Consider the following 19,171-nt stretch of genomic DNA (forward strand, 5'->3'; position numbering starts at 1 on the left):
TTTACCGGCGCACTGTCGCCTTTGATTAGCTCGGGCGACGACCCGAATGACTATTCTGGAGCTTTGCGCGGGCGATCAGCCCACCGGTGGTCGCCAGTCGGCGTAGCGGGCCATGCTGCGCAGGGCGACCCGGCCCGGGGTGAGCCGCAACGCGGCGGCCCGCAACGCGAGGGCGATCGGGTGGTGCAGCCGCTGTCCGAACCGGCCGGCGACGACGGAGGCCCGGGCCACTGCCTGACTGCGCGGTCGACGCTGCGCGTCGTACGCGACCAGGGCGGCCGGCAGTCCCTCGGCGCCGCGGGCGCAGACCGCGCCGAGCACCACCGCGTCCTCGATGGCCTGCCCGGCTCCCTGCCCGAGGTTGGGTGTCATCGCGTGGGCCGCGTCGCCGAGCAGCGCCACCCGCCCCTGCACGTACGAGGGCAGCGGCACGGCCAGGTGATGGATGTCGTTGCGCAGGACGACGTCGGGTGGGGTCGCCGCGAGCAGCGCCGGGATCGGGGCGTGCCAGTCGCCGAAGTGGTCCCGCACAGCCGCCCGTTCGTCGGCGGCGTGGCCGCCGGGCGGGGCGTTCAGCGCGCCGTACCAGTAGAGCTGGCCGTCGCCGATCGGCACCATGCCGAACTCGGCTCCCGGTCCCCAGGTGATGGCGGCCGGCACCGGGTCCGGGAACGCGATGGCCGCCCGCCATGCCGTCGACCCCTGGTACACCGGGGCGGGGTGTTGCGGCCAGAGTTGGGCGCGGACCCGGCTGCGCAGGCCGTCGGCGCCGACCACCAGGTCGGCGTCGAGGGTGTGCGGGCCGTCCGGCCCCCGGTAGCGCACCTCGGCCCGGTCCGGGTCGGACTCGACGTGCTCCACCTCGGCGTTGGTGTGCAGGGAGGAGGCGGGCAGGGCCTCCCGCAGGGTGCGGTGCAGCGTGGCCCGGTGCACGCCGAGTGCCGTGGTGCCCAGCTGGCGGACCATCTCCGCGGCGTCCACCCGGGACAGCCACCGCCCGTGCCGGTCGCGGATGCCGCCGGGCGCCTCGCCGTGTCCGCTGCGGCGCAGGGCCGGGCCGAGACCGAGAGCGTCCAGGCCGCGTACCGCGTTGGCCATCAGGCTCAGGCCGGCACCGACCTCGCGTAGTTCGGCGGCGCGCTCCAGGACGGTGACCCGCCATTCGTGCCGGTGCAGGGCGAGGGCCGCGCTCAACCCGCCGATGCCGCCGCCGACCACCACCGCGTGTGCGTCGTTCATCTCGACCGCCTTTCTACAGCTGTAGAAGAGCGATACTACCTGCGGACCCCGGAAGGAGGAATGCCATGACGGCGCGGGCGAACCGGATCGCGGTGCTGACCGACGCGGCCATCGAACTCATCGCCGACGGCGGCATGCGGGCGCTCACCCACCGGGCGGTCGACGGCCGCGCCGGGATGCCGCCGGGCACCACCTCCGCCTACCTGCGCACCCGCCAGGCGCTCATCGAGGCGGTGGTGGGACGGCTCGCCGAGCGGGACCGGGCCGACCTGGCGGCGTACGACCTGCCGACCGGGCCGCCACCGCCGACACCCGCTCCCCGGCTCGGCAGCGACGACCTGGACGCGCTCGCCGGCGGCATCGCCGACCTGCTCGACCGGTGGTTGAGCGTCGAGCGCAGCCGAAGCCTCGCCCGCTACGCCTGCCTGCTGGAGGCGGTGCACCGGCCCGAGCTGCGCGGCATCCTGCAACACGGCACCGGGCTGCGCGCGCAGGCCCGGGACCTGCTGACCCGAGCCGGGGCACCCGACCCCGAACGGCAGGGCGACCAGTTCGTCGCTTTCGTGGACGGGCTGCTCTTCGACCGGCTGGCCGGCGCCGGCGCGCTCAGCGCCCCCCAGCCCGGCAGCGCGGCCAGCCGCGCCGACCTGGGCGCCGCCGTCCGTACGCTGCTGCGCGCCCTCACCGGAGCCTGACCCAACCGCCCGCGCGGACCCGGCAGCGTGCGGGTCTGGTGGTGTGCGGGCCCGGCGGTGCGCGGGCCTGGTAGCCGGGTCCGGCCGCGCGGGTCTGGCGGTGTGTGGGGCTGGCGGTGTGCGGGCCTGGTAGCCGGGTCCGGCCGCGCGGGTCTGGCGGTGTGGCGGGCATGGCAGCGCGCGGGCACGGCAGGCCGCCCGGCGGGGCGTGGAACAGCCCGGTGGGCAGGTCCGACGCGTCATGAGAGACGATCGCGTCGGATGCCGTGGACCGGCGGCGTGATGCAGTGGACCGGTCCTGGGGAGCTGAGTCGTTTACGGCATCGAGCCTGAGGCGTTGACGGCATCAGCTCCGAAGGCGGAGCGGACGGCGGGTTGCGGCGAGCCGGCGGCGTGGTGTCGGACCAGGGGCACGCAGGCCGGCCGGCGCGGAGGGGAGAGGGTGGGTGATGGTGCGGTTCAGCGGCCTGCGGACGGCCGGCGGCCGACTGCGGCACGGCTGGCGGCCGGTGCTGGAGGCGACCGTCGCGGCGACCGTGGCCTGGCTGCTGGCCACCCGGTTGCTCGGGCATCCGCAGCCCTTCTTCGCGCCGGCCGCCGCGCTGATCGTTCTCGGTCAGGCCCGGGGGCAGCGCATCCGCCGCGCCGTCGAGGTCGTCCTCGGGGTCGCCGCCGGGGTGCTCGTCGCGGACCTGGTGGTGCAGGCGCTCGGTCCGGGCAGCACCTGGACGGTCTTCACCGTCATCCTGCTCACCGTCCTGCTCGCGGTGGCCTTCGGTGCCACCGGTGTGACGTTGGTGCAGGCCGCGGTCTCCGCTCTCTACCTGGTGGTGGTCGCACCGCCGGACGGGTCGTTGGTGCCGTTCCGTTTCGTCGACGCGTTGATCGGCGGCGCGGTCGCGCTCGCGGCCAGCCTGCTGGTCGACGCCCGGCACCCACTGGCTCCGCTGGTCGCCGAGGTGCGGCGGACGTTCGACGAGTTGGCCGGGCTGCTGGGCGGGATCGCCGATGCGCTGGACCGGCGCGACGAGCCGGCCGCGGTCGCCGCGTTGGCCCAGGCCCGGGGGATGGACGCCCGGGTGGATGGGCTGCGCGACGGCGTGTTGGCCGCCGGTGAGGCGCTGCGATTGAGCGTCCGCCGACGCCAGCACATCGGTCGGCTGCGTTCGGTGGACGACTCGATCCGGCAGATCGACTACGCGGTCCGCAATGTCCGGGTGCTGGCCCGGGCGGGCGTGACCCTCAGTCGGCTGCACACTCCGGTGCCGCCCGAGCTGGGCGTCGCCCTGCGGTTGCTGGCCGACGCCGTCCGCGAGGCCGGCGCAGCCCTCGCCGCCGAGCTGGACGGGCAGGACGAGACCGCCGACCGGCACGCCACCCGGGCCGACGAGTCGGCGTTGGCCGCCGTGCACGCCGCCGGACGGCTCTTCGGCGCCGGGCAGGCCCTCCCGCTGGCGATGATCATCGGTCAGGTCCGGGCCACGGCCATCGACCTGCTGCGCGGCGTCAACCCCGAGGACGACGCCGCCGTCCTGGCCCGCGTCGACGACGCCCTCGGTCTCCCCCCAGTCTGACCCCCGACCGCCCCCACCCCACCCCACCCCGTCCCCGCCCCGCCCCACCCCACCTCGCCCCGGCCCCCACCCCGACCCACCCCGTCCCCACCCCGTCCTGGTCGATCAAGGACTTGTGGTGCCTCACGTAAGCCACTTTCCGGCATCAACTGCCCACCACAACTCCATGATCGACCGGGGCGGGGCGGGGCGGGGCGGGGCGGGGCGGGGTAGGGCCGGTCGGGGGGCGGGGCGGGGCGGGGTTGGGGTTAGGTGGTTAGCCAGGTGGTGGCTGAGTCGCGGATCGGGGTGGGGATGACGTGCCCCCCGGGGAACTCCTGGTAGGTCACGTCGTAGCCGAGGCCGTGCAGGTGGGGGACGAGGCGACGGCTGCACACGTCGATGGGCAGCACCCGGTCGTCGACGCCGTGTGAGATGAAGATCCGGGGCCGGCCGTGGGTGACCGGTGGCGCGGCGAAACCGGGGGAGAACGCCAGCACCGCGTCGACCAGGTCCCCGTTCGCCAGGCCGAGCGACAACGCGTACGAGGCGCCGTCGGAGAAACCGCCGAACGTCACGTCCCGCACCGGGTAGCCGTCGAAGACGGTCGCCAACAGGGCGTCGATACGCTCCACGTCCGCCCCGAACCCACCGGCGATCAGGTCCCAACTGGCCGCTGACGACTCCGGGGCGACCAGCAGCAGATGGTGCGCGTCCGCGACGGGCGACAGCAGGTCCAGCCCCTGTCGCGCCGAGCCGCCCGCACCGTGCAACAGCAGCACCAACCGGTACGCCGAAGCGTCGGTCGCCGGCTCCGGGGCGTACGCCAGGGCCAGCTGGTCCCCGTCGGGGCCGGTCATCGGCACCAGCCCGGTGGGCGCCGGTGCCAGCGGTGGGTGGCGGCGGGCGGTCAACCGGCCGTTTCGGGGGCCCGGCGCCGAGTCCCAGTGCGACGGCGCGGAGTCGGACACGGGTCGGCACTCCTCGCGGTGGACGAAAGGTCCGAGGCGGTTACCCGGCCCGTGCGCGGTTAACCGTCGGCGTGGCGCTGAGCGCCGACTCAGGCGCTGGCCCGGGTGATCAGGGCGGACGGGAAGAAGGTCACTGGAGCGACCGGGCGCCCGTCCAGCAGGGCGGTGGCCGCGGCGACGGCGATCCGCCCGACCGGGTGACTCGCCGTGGTCAGGGCCGGGGTGGTCAACCCGGCCACCGGGATGTCGTCGAAGCCGGCCACCGCGACGTCACCGGGCACCTGCGCGCCGGCGTCCCGCAGGCCCGCGATCACCCCGAGCGCGGTGTCGTCGCTGATCGCGTAGATCGCGTCGACGTCCGGCCAGTGGCGCAGCGCCTCCCCGGCCGCCGTCCGGCCACGCGCCGCCGTGAAGTCCCCGGTGAGCACCCGCTCCGGCAGGCCCGCCTCACCCATGAGGCGGCGGTACGTCCGCACGGGGCGTTGCGCGCAGGGCAGCCACCGGGGGCCGGTCACCATGGCGATCCGGCGGCGGCCCGTGGCGTACAGGTGGCGCAGCACCGCTTCCGAGCCGGCGGCGTTGTCGACGTCGAACGACGGCACGGTCGCCGAACCGACGCCGATCGACACCACCCGCCCGCGCATCGACCGGGGCACCGCCTCCAGCAGCTCCTCGGTGGTGTTGACCAGGATCACACCGCAGACGCTGCGATCACCGTCGAGCTGGTCGAGCGCGCGCGGGTCGCCGATCGGCAGCCAGTGCAGCGCCACCCCGACACCGGAAGGTGTGCACACCCGGGCGGCCGAGCCGACCACCTGGTGCACGTACGGGTCGTCGAGCACCGCCGCGCTGGTGCCCAGAACGGCCACGACCAGGCGTACGCCGCCGCCGCGCACCAGGGCCCGCGCTGCCGGGTTGGGGACGTAACGGAGCTGGTCGACGGCGGCCGAGACCTGTTCCCGGGCGGCCGGCGAGGCGAACCCCGTGCCGGCGATCACCCGCGACGCCGTGGACCGGGACACCCCGGCGACCCGGGCCACGTCCTCGAGAGTGGCCCGTCGGTGTGCCGCTGCCGTCATCGTTCGCCTCCTGCGGCTGCCCGTCCGGTCGGGCAAACGCCCGTTCACATCATGCCTCGGGCGAACCAACAGCGGTAAGGGGCGATACCCGGTTGTGGTGGTAGCGCTCTCAGGTGTGCGATCGTGCCAGGAGATCACCCCGAGAAAGAGGAACTACCCCTCGTGAGCGCCCCCACCAGCCGACCGTTGGCTCCGGACACCGCATCGCCGTCCCTGCGCACGGTGCGGCTCGCCCGCAACGGCGTCGCTGTCACCTTCACCCTCAACGGGCTCGCCGTCGGCAGCTGGTTCTCCCGCGTCCCGGCGGTCCGCGAGGCGTTGGACCTCTCCGCCGGCCGACTCGGGCTGCTGCTGTTGGCGATGAGTGTCGGCGCGCTGCTCGCCATGCCCACCTCCGGCCTGCTCGCCCAGCGATTCGGCGCGGCCCGCACCGTCACGATGGCCACCGTGCTGGTCGCGATCGGCCTGACCGTGGCGGGGCTGGGCGCGACGGTGACCGGGTCGTTCGCCGTCGTCGCCGTGGGGTTGGTCGCCCTGGGCTACGGCTCCGGCGCCTGCGACGTGGCGATGAACGTCGAGGGCGCGGCGGTGGAACGTCGACTGGGCCGCACGATCATGCCCCGTTTCCACGCGGGTTGGAGCCTCGGTTCGGTGGCCGGCGCGGCCCTCGGCGCCGGGGCGGCCCGCTTCGACGTGTCGGTCGGCGCCCACCTCGTGGCGGTGGCGGTGGTCGTGTTGACCGGTACCGCGCTCGCCGCCCGGATGTTCCTGCCCGTGGGCAGCGATCACACCGGCGACCCGGCGGACGCCACACCGGCAGCCCGCCGCCGGGCGCAGCTCGCCGCGTGGCGGGAGCCGCGCACCCTCCTGATCGGGCTGTTCGTGCTGGTGGCGGCGTTCACCGAGGGTGCCGCCAACGATTGGCTGGCAGTGGCGTTCATCGACGGACGGGACCTCAGCGAGGCTGCCGGCGCGGCGGTCTTCGCGGTCTTCGTGGTGGGCATGACCGTCGGGCGCACCCTCGGCACCATCGCGCTGGACCGGTGGGGTCGGGTGCCGGTGCTCAGCGGCACCATCGGGCTCGCCGTGGTCGGCGCCGGCCTGGCCGTGCTGGCGGGCTCCGGGCCGGTGGCCGTCATCGGCGTCGCGCTGTGGGGCCTCGGCGCGTCGCTGGGCTTCCCGGTCGGGATGAGCGCCGCGGCCGACGACGAGGCGCACTCGGCGGTGCGCGTCAGCGTGGTCGCGGTGATCGGCTACACCGCGTTCCTCGGTGGCCCGCCGCTGCTGGGGCTGATCGGTGACCAGGTCGGCACCCTGCGCGCACTGCTGGCGGTGCCGTTGCTGCTGCTGCCGACCCTGCTGCTGGTGCCGGTGCTGCGCCAGCCGCAGGCCGCCGAAACGGCTCCGTCGGTAGCTAAAAACTAACCCAACCCGCCGTCGGGCGGTATCGGGTGCGTGGCCGACTGCGCCGCGCACCCGTGCTGGTTACGGTCGCCCGATGCCAACCGACGAGATCACCGCCGCCGCGGCGGGCACCTGGACCCTGGGCGACCGCACCGTGCACCGGATGGGCTTCGGCTCCATGCGGATCACCGCGAACCCCGACCGTGACCGGGCCGTGGCCCTGCTGCGCCGCGCCGTGGAGCTGGGCGTCAACCACATCGACACCGCCGCGTTCTACGTGTCGCCCGGCGGCACCCTGGGAGTCGGCACCGGCCCGGCCCGCTACGCCACCGAGCTGATCCGCGCGGCGCTGGCCCCGTACCCACCGGATCTGGTCATCGCCACCAAAGTCGGTTTCGGGTACGACCCGGAGGCGGGCTTCACCGAGGCGCTCACCCCGGTGCAGTTGCGGGCTCAGGTGCAGGAGAACCTTCGCCGGCTCGGCCGCGACCAGCTCGACGTGGTGAACCTGCGCCTCGGTCGGGGACCGGGAGCGGTGCCGGTGGCCGACCGGTTCGGCGCGCTCGCCGAGCTGCGTGCCGCCGGGCTGATCCGGCACCTCGGGCTCTCCAACGTCCGACCCGAGCAGCTGGACGAGGTGGCGGACATCGCGCCGGTGGTCTGCGTGCAGAACAACTACGGGGTGGACGCCTACCGTGAGCAGGACGACTTCGTCCGGCTCTGCGGGGAGCGGGGCATCGCGTACGTGCCGTTCTTCGCGCTGGCCGGCACCGGGCGGGAGGCGGGCGCGAGCGCCGCGCAGGGCGAGGCCGTCGAGGCGGTCGCCCGCGCGCACGGCGTCACCCCGCAGCAGGTACGCCTCGCCTGGACCCTGCACCAGGGCCCACACGTGCTGGCCATCCCCGGCACCGCCGACCCGGATCACCTGACCCAGAACATAGCCGCCGCAGCCCTGTCCCTAACCCCCGAGGACCTGTCCGACCTCTCCCACTCCACCCCCTAGCCTGCGTTGATCATGAGGTTAGCGGCACCGATATCGGCGTGTCGCGCCGCTAACTCCATGATCGACGGCACGGGGGGCGGGGGGAGCGGGAGGGCGGGGAGCGCGGGAGCGGGTGGGTGGGGGCGGATCAGGGTGCGTAGACCAGGTCCATCGTGTCGGTGTGCCCGGACCAGCGCAGGTCGAGGTGCCAGCATCCAGCCTGCGGCATGTCGATGCCCGACGGGCCCGGACCGCCGGCGACCTCCCGGGTCACCCGGGTGTCGGTGCCGTCCAGTGTCGCGGTGATCACCAGGGTTGCCGGCGCCGCCGGGTCGGGCGACGTCGTGGCGGCACGGGCCACCCAGAGGATCTTGTTGGTCGACCCGTCCGTCCGGACCTGGCGCAGCGGATGGGAGAACAGCACCGCCACGATGTCTCCCTTCGTGCCGAAGACGTGCGGAACCCGTGCGTCCCCGCTGAACCCGGCGTCCGCCCAGTCGGGCAGGGACCCCGTCTCGACCCGCGAACCGCAGCCCGTCGCGGCGCTCGCCGCGCTCGCGCTGGCCGTCGTTGCCGTGGTGGCAGTCGGTGCGGCCGACCCGCCGCTGGTCGTGGCCGTGCATCCCGTCAGAAGGACCACCGATGACACCAGCATCAACCTGCCCCGTGAACCCATCTCCACCCCTCCGGTGCACCGGCCGCCACCTCGGGCTGGAACAGACCGAGGTGGCGGCGACTCGTCGTGTCTTCAGGACACCGGCCGGTCCCGCCAGGTTCCCTAGCGCAGCGAGCGGGCGATCTCGATCGCCTCGGTCTGGGTGAGCGCGCCTTCGAGCCGGTAGCTCACGTCGGCGTCCTGCCAGATCAGGGTCGAGGCGGCCAGCCGGGCGCTCTCCTTGCGGACCTGCCCCGTACGGTCCGCGTAGGACAACACGTGCGGGCCGTCGACCCACACGGCGAAGTCGCCGTTGACCTGGACCCAGTCCGCCCCTGGCGGGGTGACCTCCTTGTGGAAGGACAGGTCGAGACGACCGTCGAACGCGTCAACGCGTAGCGCGCCCCCGTCGTAGAGCAGCGTCGCCACCCGGCATCTGCCCGTGGCGTCCGGGTCGGCGACCAGCACCTGCTCGGGTGGGCCCAACCGCGCCGGTATGCGGATCGGAAACCGTACCGCCCGTTGCGCCTCGTCCACGGTGACGGCCCGCTGCCCGGGCAACGGCGACGGGGTGCCGCCGGGCGGCGTCGGGGCGGCCGAGGTGGCGATGCTGACACCGGCGAAGCGCAGCAGCCCGGTGACGGCGTCGGCGATGGCGGACCGGGTCGGCGGCAACGCCGCCACCAGCAGGGCGACGAGCGCCGCCACGGCGAGCGAACGCCACCGGCGCCGCCGGGGCGCGGGCGTGCTGAGCCGTACGCGGACAGCGGCCGTCACGTCGGGCGGCTCGGGCGTCTCCAGCCAGGCGGCGAGGTCGCGCAACTCCCGTTCGAGGTCAGCCATGCCGTACCTCCTCGCGGTCGAGCAGGCCGCGAAGCTTCGCCAGCGCCCGGGACGTGCGCGACTTCACCGTGCCTCGGGGCCAGCCGAGGGCTGCCACCGTCTCCTCCTCGGTGAGGTCGAGGAAGAACCGGCAGACGATCACCTCGCGGTCACGCACGGGGAGTTGACGCAGGGCCTCCACCAGCACGGCGCGGCGCTCCCCGGCGAGAACCGCGCCGACCGCGTCGTCCTCGGCGACCTCGGACGACGGATCCGCGGCAGCCGCCCGCAGGACGAGCCCGTCACGTCGGCCCCGGGAGCGGTGCAGGTTGCGGGTCTCGTTGGCGACGATCGTGAGCAGCCAGGACCGGAAGGACGACTCGCCGCGGAAACGGGACAATTTGCGGTACGCCTTCACGAACGCCTCCTGGAGGACATCCTCGGAGTCCGAGCCCGCGCCGAGCAGCACCGCCGTCCGGTACGCGGACGCGGTGTGCCGGGCGACCAGGAGGTCGTACGCCTCCAGGTCGCCTGCCCGAGCGCGGGTGACGAGCGCCTCGTCGTCCAGGGGAGCCTCCGATCGATCACACTCATGACACCGCCCACCCGCCGCGGGTTCCACCCGCCGCGGGTTCCACCCGCCGCGGGTTCCACCCGGCGCGGGTCAGCGTGCTCCCACCCGGCGTGCAGCGTATTGCCAGGAAACGGTGCTGCACTGGGGGGCGTCGAGGAGAGGGGTGGGGCATGAGCTGGTTCAGTCGCCGGTCACGGGGTGCCGAGACGACCCCGACGAAGCTGGACCGAGAGGCGACCCGCGACGACCTCGCGGCGCTGGAGTCGTTCGTCGCCACGCGACGCGGGGTGGAGTTCTACCTGGAGCCGGAGACGACCGCGACGGACACCACGGTGGTGGCGATCGCCCATGACGGTGAGTGGATCCGTCGCCGTACCGGCACGCCCCGTGCGGCCGGCGCCATCGCCCGCAAGCATGCGGTGCCGCTCTACGAGGCGGCGCGCACCGGCTACCCGGAACGGATGCGCACCTGGAACCGCGCCCACCCGGAACGCCACGCCCGCTGATCGGCGACGCCAGCGGTTGACGACCGGCGGCCGGGTGCTTCAGCTCATCAGCTCAGCACCCCCACCGACTTCTGAAGCAGGTCTAGCCCGGCGATGGCCGTCCATCCTGGCGGGGTTCCGCACGCCTGAGTGATCGCTGAACGAGCGTGAGCAGGGGCGGAAGAAGCAGGTCGTTGCCGCCGACCGTGGCGAGAGCGTCCACGCTGTGGGGCGTGCCGTCGATGTCGACGACCAGGGCTCCGGCTTCCCGGGCGACGGCGACACCCGCGACGGTGTCCCAGGGATTGTTGTTGAGCATGACGAACGCGTCGATCCTGCCGTGAGCCAACCAGGCGAGGTCGATTGCGGCAGAACCGTGCATGCGTACCCGTTGAACGTGCTGGGTGAGTTGCTCGGTGATGGCAAGTCGTTCGGTGTTCTTCCGGCTGGCCTCGGTGCCGACCGCGTAGTCGCCGATGGCGACGACGGCGTCCTTGAGGTCCGTGACCCCGCTGGCGTGGATGCGTCGATCGTTGGCGTAGGCGCCGTGTCCCTTCACGGCGTGGTAGCGAGTGCCGAGGAACGGAAGGTCGATGACGCCGAGGACAGCGTGGGTGGCGTGGATGAGCCCGAGGGAGATCGCGCACAGGGGCGAGCCGTGGACGAAGTTGACGGTGCCGTCAATGGGGTCGAGCGCCCAGGTGAGTGTGCTGGTGTCGCCACTGCTGCCGTACTCCTCGCCGAGGAATCCGATGTCAGGAGCTTTGGCGGCCAGATGCTCGCGGACCTCTCGCTCGATCGCGTAGTCCAACTCGGAAGCCATGTCGCGGTCACCCTTGAAGGTCAGCGCACCGGGCTGGAGTGTCCGCATCAGGTCGTGCGCCAGGTCGACGGCCTCCTTCGCGAGGGGAAGGAGACGGGCGTAGTCGGTCATAGCTGGCGGCTGCGATTCCAGAGTGAGCTGAACATCTCGTCGAAGATCGGGTAGAGGCCGGAGGTGCTCGCGTTGCGCTCGATGACCATGGTCGGGCAGTCGACGCCTCGCAGCTGCGGTAGGTAGTGCTGAACGACGCAGAGCCGGTCATCGATCAGAAGTAGGTTGGCGCGAATGGACTCGTCATAGACCCCGATGGCGAGGTTGTCTCGGGCACTGGCGGGGAGTCGGTCTCGAATGCGGCGGGTCAGGTTCTGGATGTTGAGTTCGGTGAGCGCGCTGAGTTGTCCGTCCGGGTAGTCGTCCTCACGCTCCTGCCGCCTGATTGCCGCACCGGCGGGATCGAGGAACAGGCACCGGAGGCGGGTGCCGGCGGCGAGGAGCTTCAGGAGGTGGTTGTCGGCGTACTGCTGACAAATGAGGTTGAGCGACAGGCCGGACGCCCGGATGTCCGTGGCATGGTCGAAGAGGACGTGCGGCGGCAGGTCCGCCACGAAAGCTGACCGGCTGGAATAGATCGCGGTGACATCGGCGCGCCTGTCCCGCAGAACCTTCGTGACCTGCGGGCCACTGGCGTCCCGTTCGGTCGGTGTCTGGTCGCGTTCGCCGAGCAGGAACGTCATCCGGGCGTGGCGTGGCATGGACAGGCCGGTGCAGATGCGGGCGAGGACGTCGATGCTGCTGACCCGGCGAGCACCGCTGGTGATTTCGCTGACCTGCGCCTGGCTGAGCCCGGTGGCGACACCCAGGGTGGTTTGGCTGACGTGGGTGGCTCGCTGGACGAGGCGGAATACCTGCGCGACATCGCGGGCGGCCAAGGCGTCGAGCATGTCGGTGCGGTCCCACAGCAGGTCGGAGATGGTAAGCGCGGCAGTTGTCCGGACGCTCACGGATGGCTCCCTTCCCGCTCAAGTGTGAGGGCCAGCTTATCCACTGACCGGATGGCCGCAGCGGGAGGTCATCCGGGGAGCGGAAGAAAGTCATCCGTCGAGGGATCACGGCCTGTGATGGATAGCGGCGGTTGCGGTGAGCAGGCTCATGGTGTGAGTCTTCGGTCCCGACCGCACCTACCCATGCGTCCCGCCTGGTTGTGCCGCAACTGCGCCGCCGCGTGGCCGTGCTCCCGCGCGCAACTCGATCTCGTCGCCGAGTTCTACGGCCACTCGCTGGCGCTGGCCCTGTACCTGACGTCCTGCATGAACGAGGCCATCCACGACTTGTACGAACTCGGCGGTCGCCCCGACCTTGCCGTGCTGCACGCGCGCTTCCTCGGCTGGCTGTCACTGACCCGCCGGCCGCGACGCCTTGAGGAGTAACCCAGGGCGGAGCCCTGCCGTCGGGGCGATGAGACAACCCTTGCGCGCCGATATTTCCGCAGGTCAATCTCGTGATCGCGGGTAGGTGACGCCGGGGCCTGCGTTGACCGGCGGCGCGCCGATGTGGCAGCATTCGCGGCCTGACGGCAGTGAAGGAAGTCGGTGCAATTCCGACGCGGTCCCGCCACTGTCACCGGGGAGCGATCCCCCCTCGTGAGTCACGGCCGTGTGTCTGCGGTTGGAAGGCCGGGGGAGAGCGTCGATCCGGAAGCCAGGATACTTCGGCCGTCGGGACGTACCCCAGGGCGTGGACACCCGAGGAGGACCCGATGACGCACGGCGTCTCATTCATCGACGAACATCGTCGTTTTGCGCTCCAGGCAGTGCGCTCCGAGGACACCGGCCACCGGCACCACTGAGCCGGGCGCCCGCCGCTGACCGACCCCGACGCCCGCGTCGGTGTGTCGTCCACCCGGGCCGTCGTACCGGCTGACGCATTACCCACCCGCATCGTTCCGGTCACCCGTGAGGGTTCGGGGCGTCACTTTCCGGAGCCTGCCGTGCGCATTCTGCTGCTCTCCACCGCCGACACCGACCTGCTGGCGGCCCGCGCCAGCGACGCCGACTACCGGTTGGCCAACCCCGCACGGGTCGCCGCCGACGAGGTGCCGGCCCTGCTCGACGGGGTCGCCCTCGTCGTCGTACGCCTGCTCGGCGGTCGGCAGGCGTGGCCCGACGGTCTCGACGCGGTGCTCGCCGCCGGTGTGCCGACGGTCGTGCTCGGCGGCGAGGCGCTGCCCGACGCCGAGCTGATGGCCATCTCCACCGTGCCGTCCGGGGTCGTCACCCAGGCGCTCGCGTACCTGGTGGAGGGTGGGCCGGATAACCTCGGGCAGCTGGCCCGTTTCCTCTCCGACACGGTGCTGCTCACCGGCGAGGGCTTCGCCCCGCCCTCAGCCACCCCGGCGTACGGCCTGCACGGTGAGCACGTCACGAATCCGGATCAGCCCACCGTGGGGATCGTGTTCTACCGGGCGCACGCCCTCGCCGGTAACACCGGGTTCGTCGACGTGCTGGCCGAGGCGGTACGGGCGGCCGGCGGCAACCCCCTGCCGATCTTCTGCGGCTCGCTGCGGGGGCTGACCGGCCACGCCGGCCCGCTCGAACTCTTCAGCCGCTGCGACGCCCTGCTGGTCACCGTGCTCGCGGCCGGCGGCGCGGTCGCCGCGGACGCCTCCGGGGGCGGCGACGAGGACGCCTGGGACGTCGGCGCCCTGGCCGCCCTGGAGGTGCCGATCATCCAGGCGCTCTGCCTGACCAGCACCCGCGCGCAGTGGGCCGACAGCGACGCCGGACTGTCCCCGTTGGACGCGGCGATGCAGGTGGCCATCCCCGAGTTCGACGGCCGGATCATCACCGTGCCGTTCTCGTTCAAGCAGATCGACGCGGACGGCCTCTCGATCTACGCCGCCGACCCCGAGCGGGCCGCCCGGGTCGCCGGGATCGCGGTGCGCCACGCCCGGCTGCGGTATGTGCCCAACCCCGACAAGCGGATCGCCGTGGTGCTCAGCTCGTACCCGACCAAGCACTCCCGGGTCGGCAACGCCGTGGGGTTGGACACCCCGGTCTCGGCGGTCCGGTTGTTCGCCGCGCTGGCCGAGGAGGGCTACGACCTGGGCGACGCGCCGCCACCCGCCGACGGGGACGCGCTGATCCACGCGCTGATCGCCGCCGGTGGTCACGATGTGGAGTGGCTCACCCCGGAGCAGTTGGCCGCGGCCGAGGCCCGGATACCGGGGCAGACGTACCGGCGCTGGTTCGACCAGATCCCGGCCGAGCTGCGCGAGCGGATGCGGCAGCACTGGGGTGAACCGCCCGGCGAGCTGTACACCGACGGCGGGGACATCGTGCTCGCCGGGCTGCGCTTCGGCAACGTGGTGCTGCTGATCCAGCCACCCCGCGGTTTCGGGGAGAACCCGATCGCCATCTACCACGACCCGGACCTGCCGCCCAGCCATCACTACCTGGCCGCGTACCGCTGGTTGAGCGCTCCCGTCGCGGACGGCGGCTTCGGCGCGGACGCCGTGGTGCACCTGGGCAAGCACGGCACCCTGGAGTGGCTGCCCGGCAAGGGTCTCGGCCTGGCCGCCGACTGCGCGCCCGACGCGGTCCTCGGCGACCTGCCGCTGGTCTACCCGTTCATCGTCAACGACCCCGGTGAGGGCACCCAGGCCAAGCGGCGGGCGCACGCAGTGGTCATCGACCACCTGGTCCCGCCGATGGCCCGCGCCGAGACCTACGGCGACCTGGCCAAACTGGAGCAGCTGCTGGACGAGTACGCCACCGTGCAGGCGCTCGACCCGGCCAAGGTGCCCACCGTGCGGGCCCAGATTTGGGACCTGGTGCGCGCGGCCGAGTTGCACCACGACCTGCACGCCGAGGCGATGCCCGACGCGGACGACTTCGACGACTTCGTGCTGCACCTCGACGGGTACCTCTGCGAGGTCAAGGACGTGCAGATCCGCGACGGTCTGCACATCCTCGCCGACGCGCCCACCGGTGAGCCCCGGGTCAACCTGGTCCTCGCGGTGCTGCGCGCCCCGCAGATCTGGGGTGGCGCCCGCGCCCTGCCCGGCCTGCGGCAGGCCCTCGCCGTCGCCTACGGGCTCGACGAGCAGGAACTGCTCGCGGCGCCGGGTCAGCGTCTGACGCTGCCCACGGCGTTGACCGACGTGGCGGACGGTCCGGCCGGCACCGCCGCCGACGCGATCGACCTCATCGAGGCCGTCGCCCGGCGGTTGGTCGTCGGCATGGAGACCCTGGACTGGGCCGTGGACGCGGTCGACGCGGTGGTCGCGGAGGTGACCGGCCAGCCGATCCCGGACGTCGCCGCGGTGCTGCACTTCGCCGCCACCGAGCTGGTGCCCCGGCTGGACCGGACCACCGACGAGCTGACCCACACGCTCGGGGCGCTGGACGGGCGGTTCGTGCCGCCCGGCCCGTCCGGCTCACCCACCCGGGGTTTGGTCAACGTGCTGCCCACCGGCCGCAACTTCTACTCCGTCGACCCGAAGGCCATCCCCAGCCGCAACGCCTGGGACGTCGGGGTGGCCCTCGCCGACTCGCTGCTGGCCCGGCACCTCGCCGACACCGGGACGTACCCCCGCTCGGTGGGGTTGACGGTCTGGGGCACCAGCGCCATGCGGACCCAGGGCGACGACATCGCCGAGGTGCTCGCGCTGCTGGGCTGCCGGCCGGTCTGGGACGACCGGTCGCGACGTGTCACCGGCATCGAGGTGGTGCCGACCGCCGAGCTGGGTCGGCCCCGGGTGGACGTCACCGTGCGCATCTCCGGCTTCTTCCGCGACGCGTTCCCGCACGTGGTGGCGTTGCTCGACGACGCCGTCCGGCGGGTCGCCGCCCTCGACGAGCCGGACGAGGAGAACTACCTGCGCGCGCACGTCGCCGCCGACCTCGCCGAGCACGGCGACGAGCGGCGGGCCACCGCCCGGATCTTCGGCTCCAAACCGGGCGCGTACGGCGCGGGGTTGCTGCCGCTGATCGACGCCCGGACCTGGCGCAGCGACGCCGACCTGGCCGAGGTGTACGCGGTGTGGGGTGGGTACGCGTACGGCCGGGGCCTGGACGGGCGGGAGGCGCGCGCCGACATGGAGCGCTCCTTCGCCCGGATCGCGGTGGCGGTGAAGAACCAGGACACCCGCGAGCACGACATCGTCGACTCCGACGACTACTTCCAGTACCACGGCGGGATGGTGGCGATGGTCCGCCACCTCACCGGCACGTCCCCACAGGCGTACGTGGGTGACTCGGCGATGCCGCACGACGTGCGGACCCGCACGCTGGGCGAGGAGACCCGGCGGGTGTTCCGGGCGCGGGTGGTCAACCCGAAGTGGATCGCCGCGATGCGCCGGCACGGCTACAAGGGCGCGTTCGAGCTGGCGGCCACCGTGGACTACCTGTTCGGCTACGACGCCACCGCCGGCGTGGTCGACGACTGGATGTACGAGCACCTGGCCGCCGCGTACCTCTTCGACGAGACCACCCGGGAGTTCCTGGAGCGGTCCAACCCGTGGGCGCTGCGCGGCATCACCGAGCGGCTGTTGGAGGCCGCCGACCGGGGGCTGTGGGCCAAACCGGAGCCGGCCACCCTGGACCGGCTGCGCGACACGTATCTGGCCAGCGAGGGTGACCTGGAGGATCGGGCATGACCGAGACCGTCGCCACGACCACGTACCCGTTCAGCGCGGTGCTCGGTATGGCGGACATGCGCCTGGCGTTGCTGCTCAACGCGGTCTCCCCGGCGATCGGCGGGGTGCTGGTCCGCGGCGAGAAGGGCACCGCCAAGTCGACCGCCGTCCGGGCTCTCGCGGCGCTGCTGCCGCCGGTGCACCGGGTGGCCGGCTGCCGCTTCGGTTGTGATCCGGCCGAGCCCGACCCGGCCTGCCCGGACGGCCCGCACCCGGCCGACGCCGACGCCGAGACCCGCCCGGCCCGCCTCGTCGAGCTGCCGGTGGGCGCCGCCGAGGACCGGGTGGTGGGCGCACTGGACCTGGAGAAGGCGATCGGTGAGGGCGTCCGCGCGTTCGAGCCGGGTCTGCTCGCCGCCGCGCACCGGGGGGTGCTCTACGTCGACGAGGTCAATCTGCTGCACGACCACCTCGTCGACCTGCTGCTCGACGCGGCGGCGATGGGCCGCAGCCACGTCGAGCGCGAGGGCGTCTCGGTCAGCCACGCGGCCCGGTTCCTGCTGGTCGGCACGATGAACCCGGAGGAGGGGGAACTGCGCCCGCAGCTGCTGGACCGGTTCGGGCTCACCGTGGAGGTGGGTGCCAGCCGGGATCCGGAGGTCCGGGTCGAGGTGGTCCGCCGCCGGCTGGCCGCCGACGCGGACCCGGTCGGCTTCGCCGCCCGGTGGGCCGACGCCGACGCCCAGATCGCCGCCCAGGTGGCCGCCGCCCGCCGCCGGCTTCCCGGGGTACGACTTCCGGACGCCGCGTTGCGGCAGATCGCCGAGGTGTGCGCGGCGTTCGACGTGGACGGGATGCGCGCCGACATCGTCACCGCCCGTGCCGCCCTCGCGCACGCCGCCTGGCACGGCCGGGACCGGGTCAGCGTCGACGACGTCCGGGTGGCCGCCCGGTTGGCCCTGCCGCACCGCCGCCGCCGCGACCCGTTCGACACCCCGGGGTTGGACGAGAAGCGTCTCGACGAGGCGTTGCAACGCGCTCAGGACGCCCACCCCGACGACCCGGACGACAACGGCCCCGACGACCGTGGTCCGGATGGTGGCGGCCCGCAGGGTGGTGGTCCGGCCGGCGGCCCGAACGGCGGCGGGTCGACCGGCGGCGACGTCCCGGGCGACGGCGGCGGTGACCCCGCCGACCACGGCGGACCCGAGTCGGCCGGGCGGTCGGCGGCGCGCGACGACGCCGGCCCGGACGGGCGCACCGACGGCCCGGACGGCTGGCCACAGCAGCAGGCCGGCGACCGGGGTGACGACGGCTGGCCGCAGCGCCCGGCGGGCGACCGCAACGGCAACGACCGCAACGGTGACGACCGCAACGGCAGTGGCCGCGAATCGTCGGCCGGTGACGACCCGGCCGAGGGCGGTAAGTCCCAACCGGTGGCGGTACCCCGGGGTGGGCTGAAGGCGCGGACGCTCACCGCGCCCGGTCTGGGTGACGGGGTGCCGGGTCGACGGTCGCGGGCCCGTACCGGGCGGGGTCGCACCACCGGCGCCCGGGTGCCGGCGGGCCGGGTCGGCGCGCTGCACCTGCCGGCCACGATCCGCGCCGCCGCGCCGCACCAGGCGGCCCGGGGCCGGCTCACCGGCCCGCTCCGGCTGCGCCGCGACGACGTCCGTGAGGCGGTTCGCGAGGGACGCGAGGGCAACCTGGTGCTGTTCGTGGTGGACGCCAGCGGCTCGATGGGCGCCCGGCAGCGGATGGCCACCGTGAAGGACGCGGTACTCGCGCTGCTCACCGACGCCTATCAGCGGCGGGACAAGGTGGCGGTGATCGCGTTCCGGGGCGCCGACGCCCGGACCCTGCTGCCGGCGACCTCGTCGGTGTTGGCCGCCTCGACGCGGTTGGCCGAGTTGCCGACCGGTGGGCGTACGCCGTTGGCCGAGGGGCTGCTCGCCGCCGCCGACCTGTTGCGGGTGGAGCGCCTGCGTGACCCGAAGCGCCGCCCCCTGGTCCTCGTCGTGACCGATGGTCGTGCCACCGCCGGCACCCGCCCGCTGGACCGGGCGGCGGCAGCGGCGGCGGTCCTGGCGGCCACCGGGGCTTCGTGTGTGGTCGTCGACTGCGAGTCCGGCCCCGTCCGCCTCAACCTGGCCGCCCGCCTGGCCACCCAGCTGAACGCCCCGAGAACCGCCCTGGAAGCCCTGACCCACCCCGACTCCCGCGATCGCGCACGTCCGGTCGCGGCATGACGGGC

General features: G+C 73.4%; 16 protein-coding genes and 1 riboswitch. Of the genes, 8 read left to right on the forward strand and 8 right to left on the reverse strand.

Features of this window, described 5'->3' with window-relative positions; translation table 11 throughout:
• Positions 1-75 precede the first annotated feature (75 nt).
• The gene (locus AB0J33_RS14755; RefSeq protein WP_363613630.1) at positions 76-1,239 is read right to left on the reverse strand and encodes an FAD-dependent monooxygenase; all 1,164 of its coding nucleotides are present in this window, start codon (positions 1,237-1,239) and stop codon (positions 76-78) included.
• 65 nt (positions 1,240-1,304) lie between these two features.
• Between AB0J33_RS14755 and AB0J33_RS14760 the strand changes: the two genes are divergently transcribed.
• Together AB0J33_RS14760 and AB0J33_RS14765 are read left to right on the forward strand one after the other, a co-directional pair.
• Positions 1,305-1,934 (forward strand): TetR/AcrR family transcriptional regulator, encoded by a 630-nt coding sequence (locus tag AB0J33_RS14760; protein ID WP_363613632.1) that lies wholly within the window; start codon positions 1,305-1,307, stop codon positions 1,932-1,934.
• Between the two features lie 449 nt (positions 1,935-2,383).
• Complete coding sequence (locus AB0J33_RS14765; protein WP_363613634.1) at positions 2,384-3,508, forward strand: FUSC family protein; 1,125 nt, start codon at positions 2,384-2,386, stop codon at positions 3,506-3,508.
• A gap of 248 nt (positions 3,509-3,756) precedes the next feature.
• Here the strand turns inward: AB0J33_RS14765 and AB0J33_RS14770 are convergent, their stop codons facing one another.
• Together AB0J33_RS14770 and AB0J33_RS14775 are read right to left on the reverse strand one after the other, a co-directional pair.
• The gene (locus AB0J33_RS14770; protein ID WP_363613636.1) at positions 3,757-4,458 is read right to left on the reverse strand and encodes a phospholipase; all 702 of its coding nucleotides are present in this window, start codon (positions 4,456-4,458) and stop codon (positions 3,757-3,759) included.
• A gap of 89 nt (positions 4,459-4,547) precedes the next feature.
• On the reverse strand, positions 4,548-5,537 hold the full coding sequence (locus AB0J33_RS14775) for a LacI family DNA-binding transcriptional regulator (protein ID WP_363613638.1): 990 nt from the start codon (positions 5,535-5,537) through the stop codon (positions 4,548-4,550).
• 162 nt (positions 5,538-5,699) lie between these two features.
• Between AB0J33_RS14775 and AB0J33_RS14780 the strand changes: the two genes are divergently transcribed.
• Complete coding sequence (locus tag AB0J33_RS14780; RefSeq protein WP_363613640.1) at positions 5,700-6,962, forward strand: MFS transporter; 1,263 nt, start codon at positions 5,700-5,702, stop codon at positions 6,960-6,962.
• Between the two features lie 73 nt (positions 6,963-7,035).
• Positions 7,036-7,944 carry an aldo/keto reductase gene (locus AB0J33_RS14785; protein ID WP_363613642.1) on the forward strand — a complete coding sequence of 303 codons (909 nt, stop codon included), beginning with the start codon at positions 7,036-7,038 and terminating at the stop codon, positions 7,942-7,944.
• A 127-nt stretch (positions 7,945-8,071) separates the two neighbouring features.
• Here the strand turns inward: AB0J33_RS14785 and AB0J33_RS14790 are convergent, their stop codons facing one another.
• The 3 genes from AB0J33_RS14790 to AB0J33_RS14800 all read right to left on the reverse strand — a co-directional run bounded on the left by AB0J33_RS14790 (position 8,072) and on the right by AB0J33_RS14800 (position 10,022).
• A complete protein-coding gene (locus AB0J33_RS14790; RefSeq protein ID WP_363613644.1) occupies positions 8,072-8,563 on the reverse strand; it encodes a hypothetical protein in 492 nt (163 codons plus the stop codon).
• A gap of 138 nt (positions 8,564-8,701) precedes the next feature.
• On the reverse strand, positions 8,702-9,421 hold the full coding sequence (locus tag AB0J33_RS14795) for a hypothetical protein (protein WP_363613646.1): 720 nt from the start codon (positions 9,419-9,421) through the stop codon (positions 8,702-8,704).
• The gene (locus AB0J33_RS14800) at positions 9,414-10,022 is read right to left on the reverse strand and encodes an RNA polymerase sigma factor (RefSeq protein WP_363613648.1); all 609 of its coding nucleotides are present in this window, start codon (positions 10,020-10,022) and stop codon (positions 9,414-9,416) included. Before AB0J33_RS14800 ends, AB0J33_RS14795 begins: the two co-directional genes overlap by 8 nt.
• Before the next feature lie 122 nt (positions 10,023-10,144).
• Here AB0J33_RS14800 and AB0J33_RS14805 point away from each other — a divergent pair, with 122 nt between their 5' ends.
• On the forward strand, positions 10,145-10,480 hold the full coding sequence (locus AB0J33_RS14805; protein ID WP_363613650.1) for a hypothetical protein: 336 nt from the start codon (positions 10,145-10,147) through the stop codon (positions 10,478-10,480).
• An 82-nt stretch (positions 10,481-10,562) separates the two neighbouring features.
• Here AB0J33_RS14805 and AB0J33_RS14810 read toward each other — a convergent pair whose 3' ends face one another.
• Complete coding sequence (locus tag AB0J33_RS14810) at positions 10,563-11,393, reverse strand: inositol monophosphatase family protein (RefSeq protein WP_363613652.1); 831 nt, start codon at positions 11,391-11,393, stop codon at positions 10,563-10,565.
• Positions 11,390-12,283 carry a DUF5919 domain-containing protein gene (locus tag AB0J33_RS14815; protein WP_363613654.1) on the reverse strand — a complete coding sequence of 298 codons (894 nt, stop codon included), beginning with the start codon at positions 12,281-12,283 and terminating at the stop codon, positions 11,390-11,392. Before AB0J33_RS14815 ends, AB0J33_RS14810 begins: the two co-directional genes overlap by 4 nt.
• 153 nt (positions 12,284-12,436) lie before the next feature.
• Here AB0J33_RS14815 and AB0J33_RS14820 point away from each other — a divergent pair, with 153 nt between their 5' ends.
• From AB0J33_RS14820 to AB0J33_RS14830, 3 genes are all read left to right on the forward strand, one after another.
• Complete coding sequence (locus tag AB0J33_RS14820; protein ID WP_363613656.1) at positions 12,437-12,709, forward strand: hypothetical protein; 273 nt, start codon at positions 12,437-12,439, stop codon at positions 12,707-12,709.
• A 152-nt stretch (positions 12,710-12,861) separates the two neighbouring features.
• Positions 12,862-12,991: riboswitch (cobalamin riboswitch) on the forward strand.
• 278 nt (positions 12,992-13,269) lie between these two features.
• A complete protein-coding gene (cobN, locus tag AB0J33_RS14825; protein ID WP_363613658.1) occupies positions 13,270-16,938 on the forward strand; it encodes a cobaltochelatase subunit CobN in 3,669 nt (1,222 codons plus the stop codon).
• A complete protein-coding gene (locus AB0J33_RS14830; RefSeq protein WP_363613660.1) occupies positions 16,935-19,166 on the forward strand; it encodes a VWA domain-containing protein in 2,232 nt (743 codons plus the stop codon). The genes cobN and AB0J33_RS14830 overlap by 4 nt, the downstream gene beginning before the upstream one ends.
• Positions 19,167-19,171: the final 5 nt, after the last annotated feature.

This window comes from Micromonospora sp. NPDC049645 (assembly GCF_040675155.1).
Taxonomy (GTDB): Bacteria; Actinomycetota; Actinomycetes; order Mycobacteriales; family Micromonosporaceae; genus Micromonospora.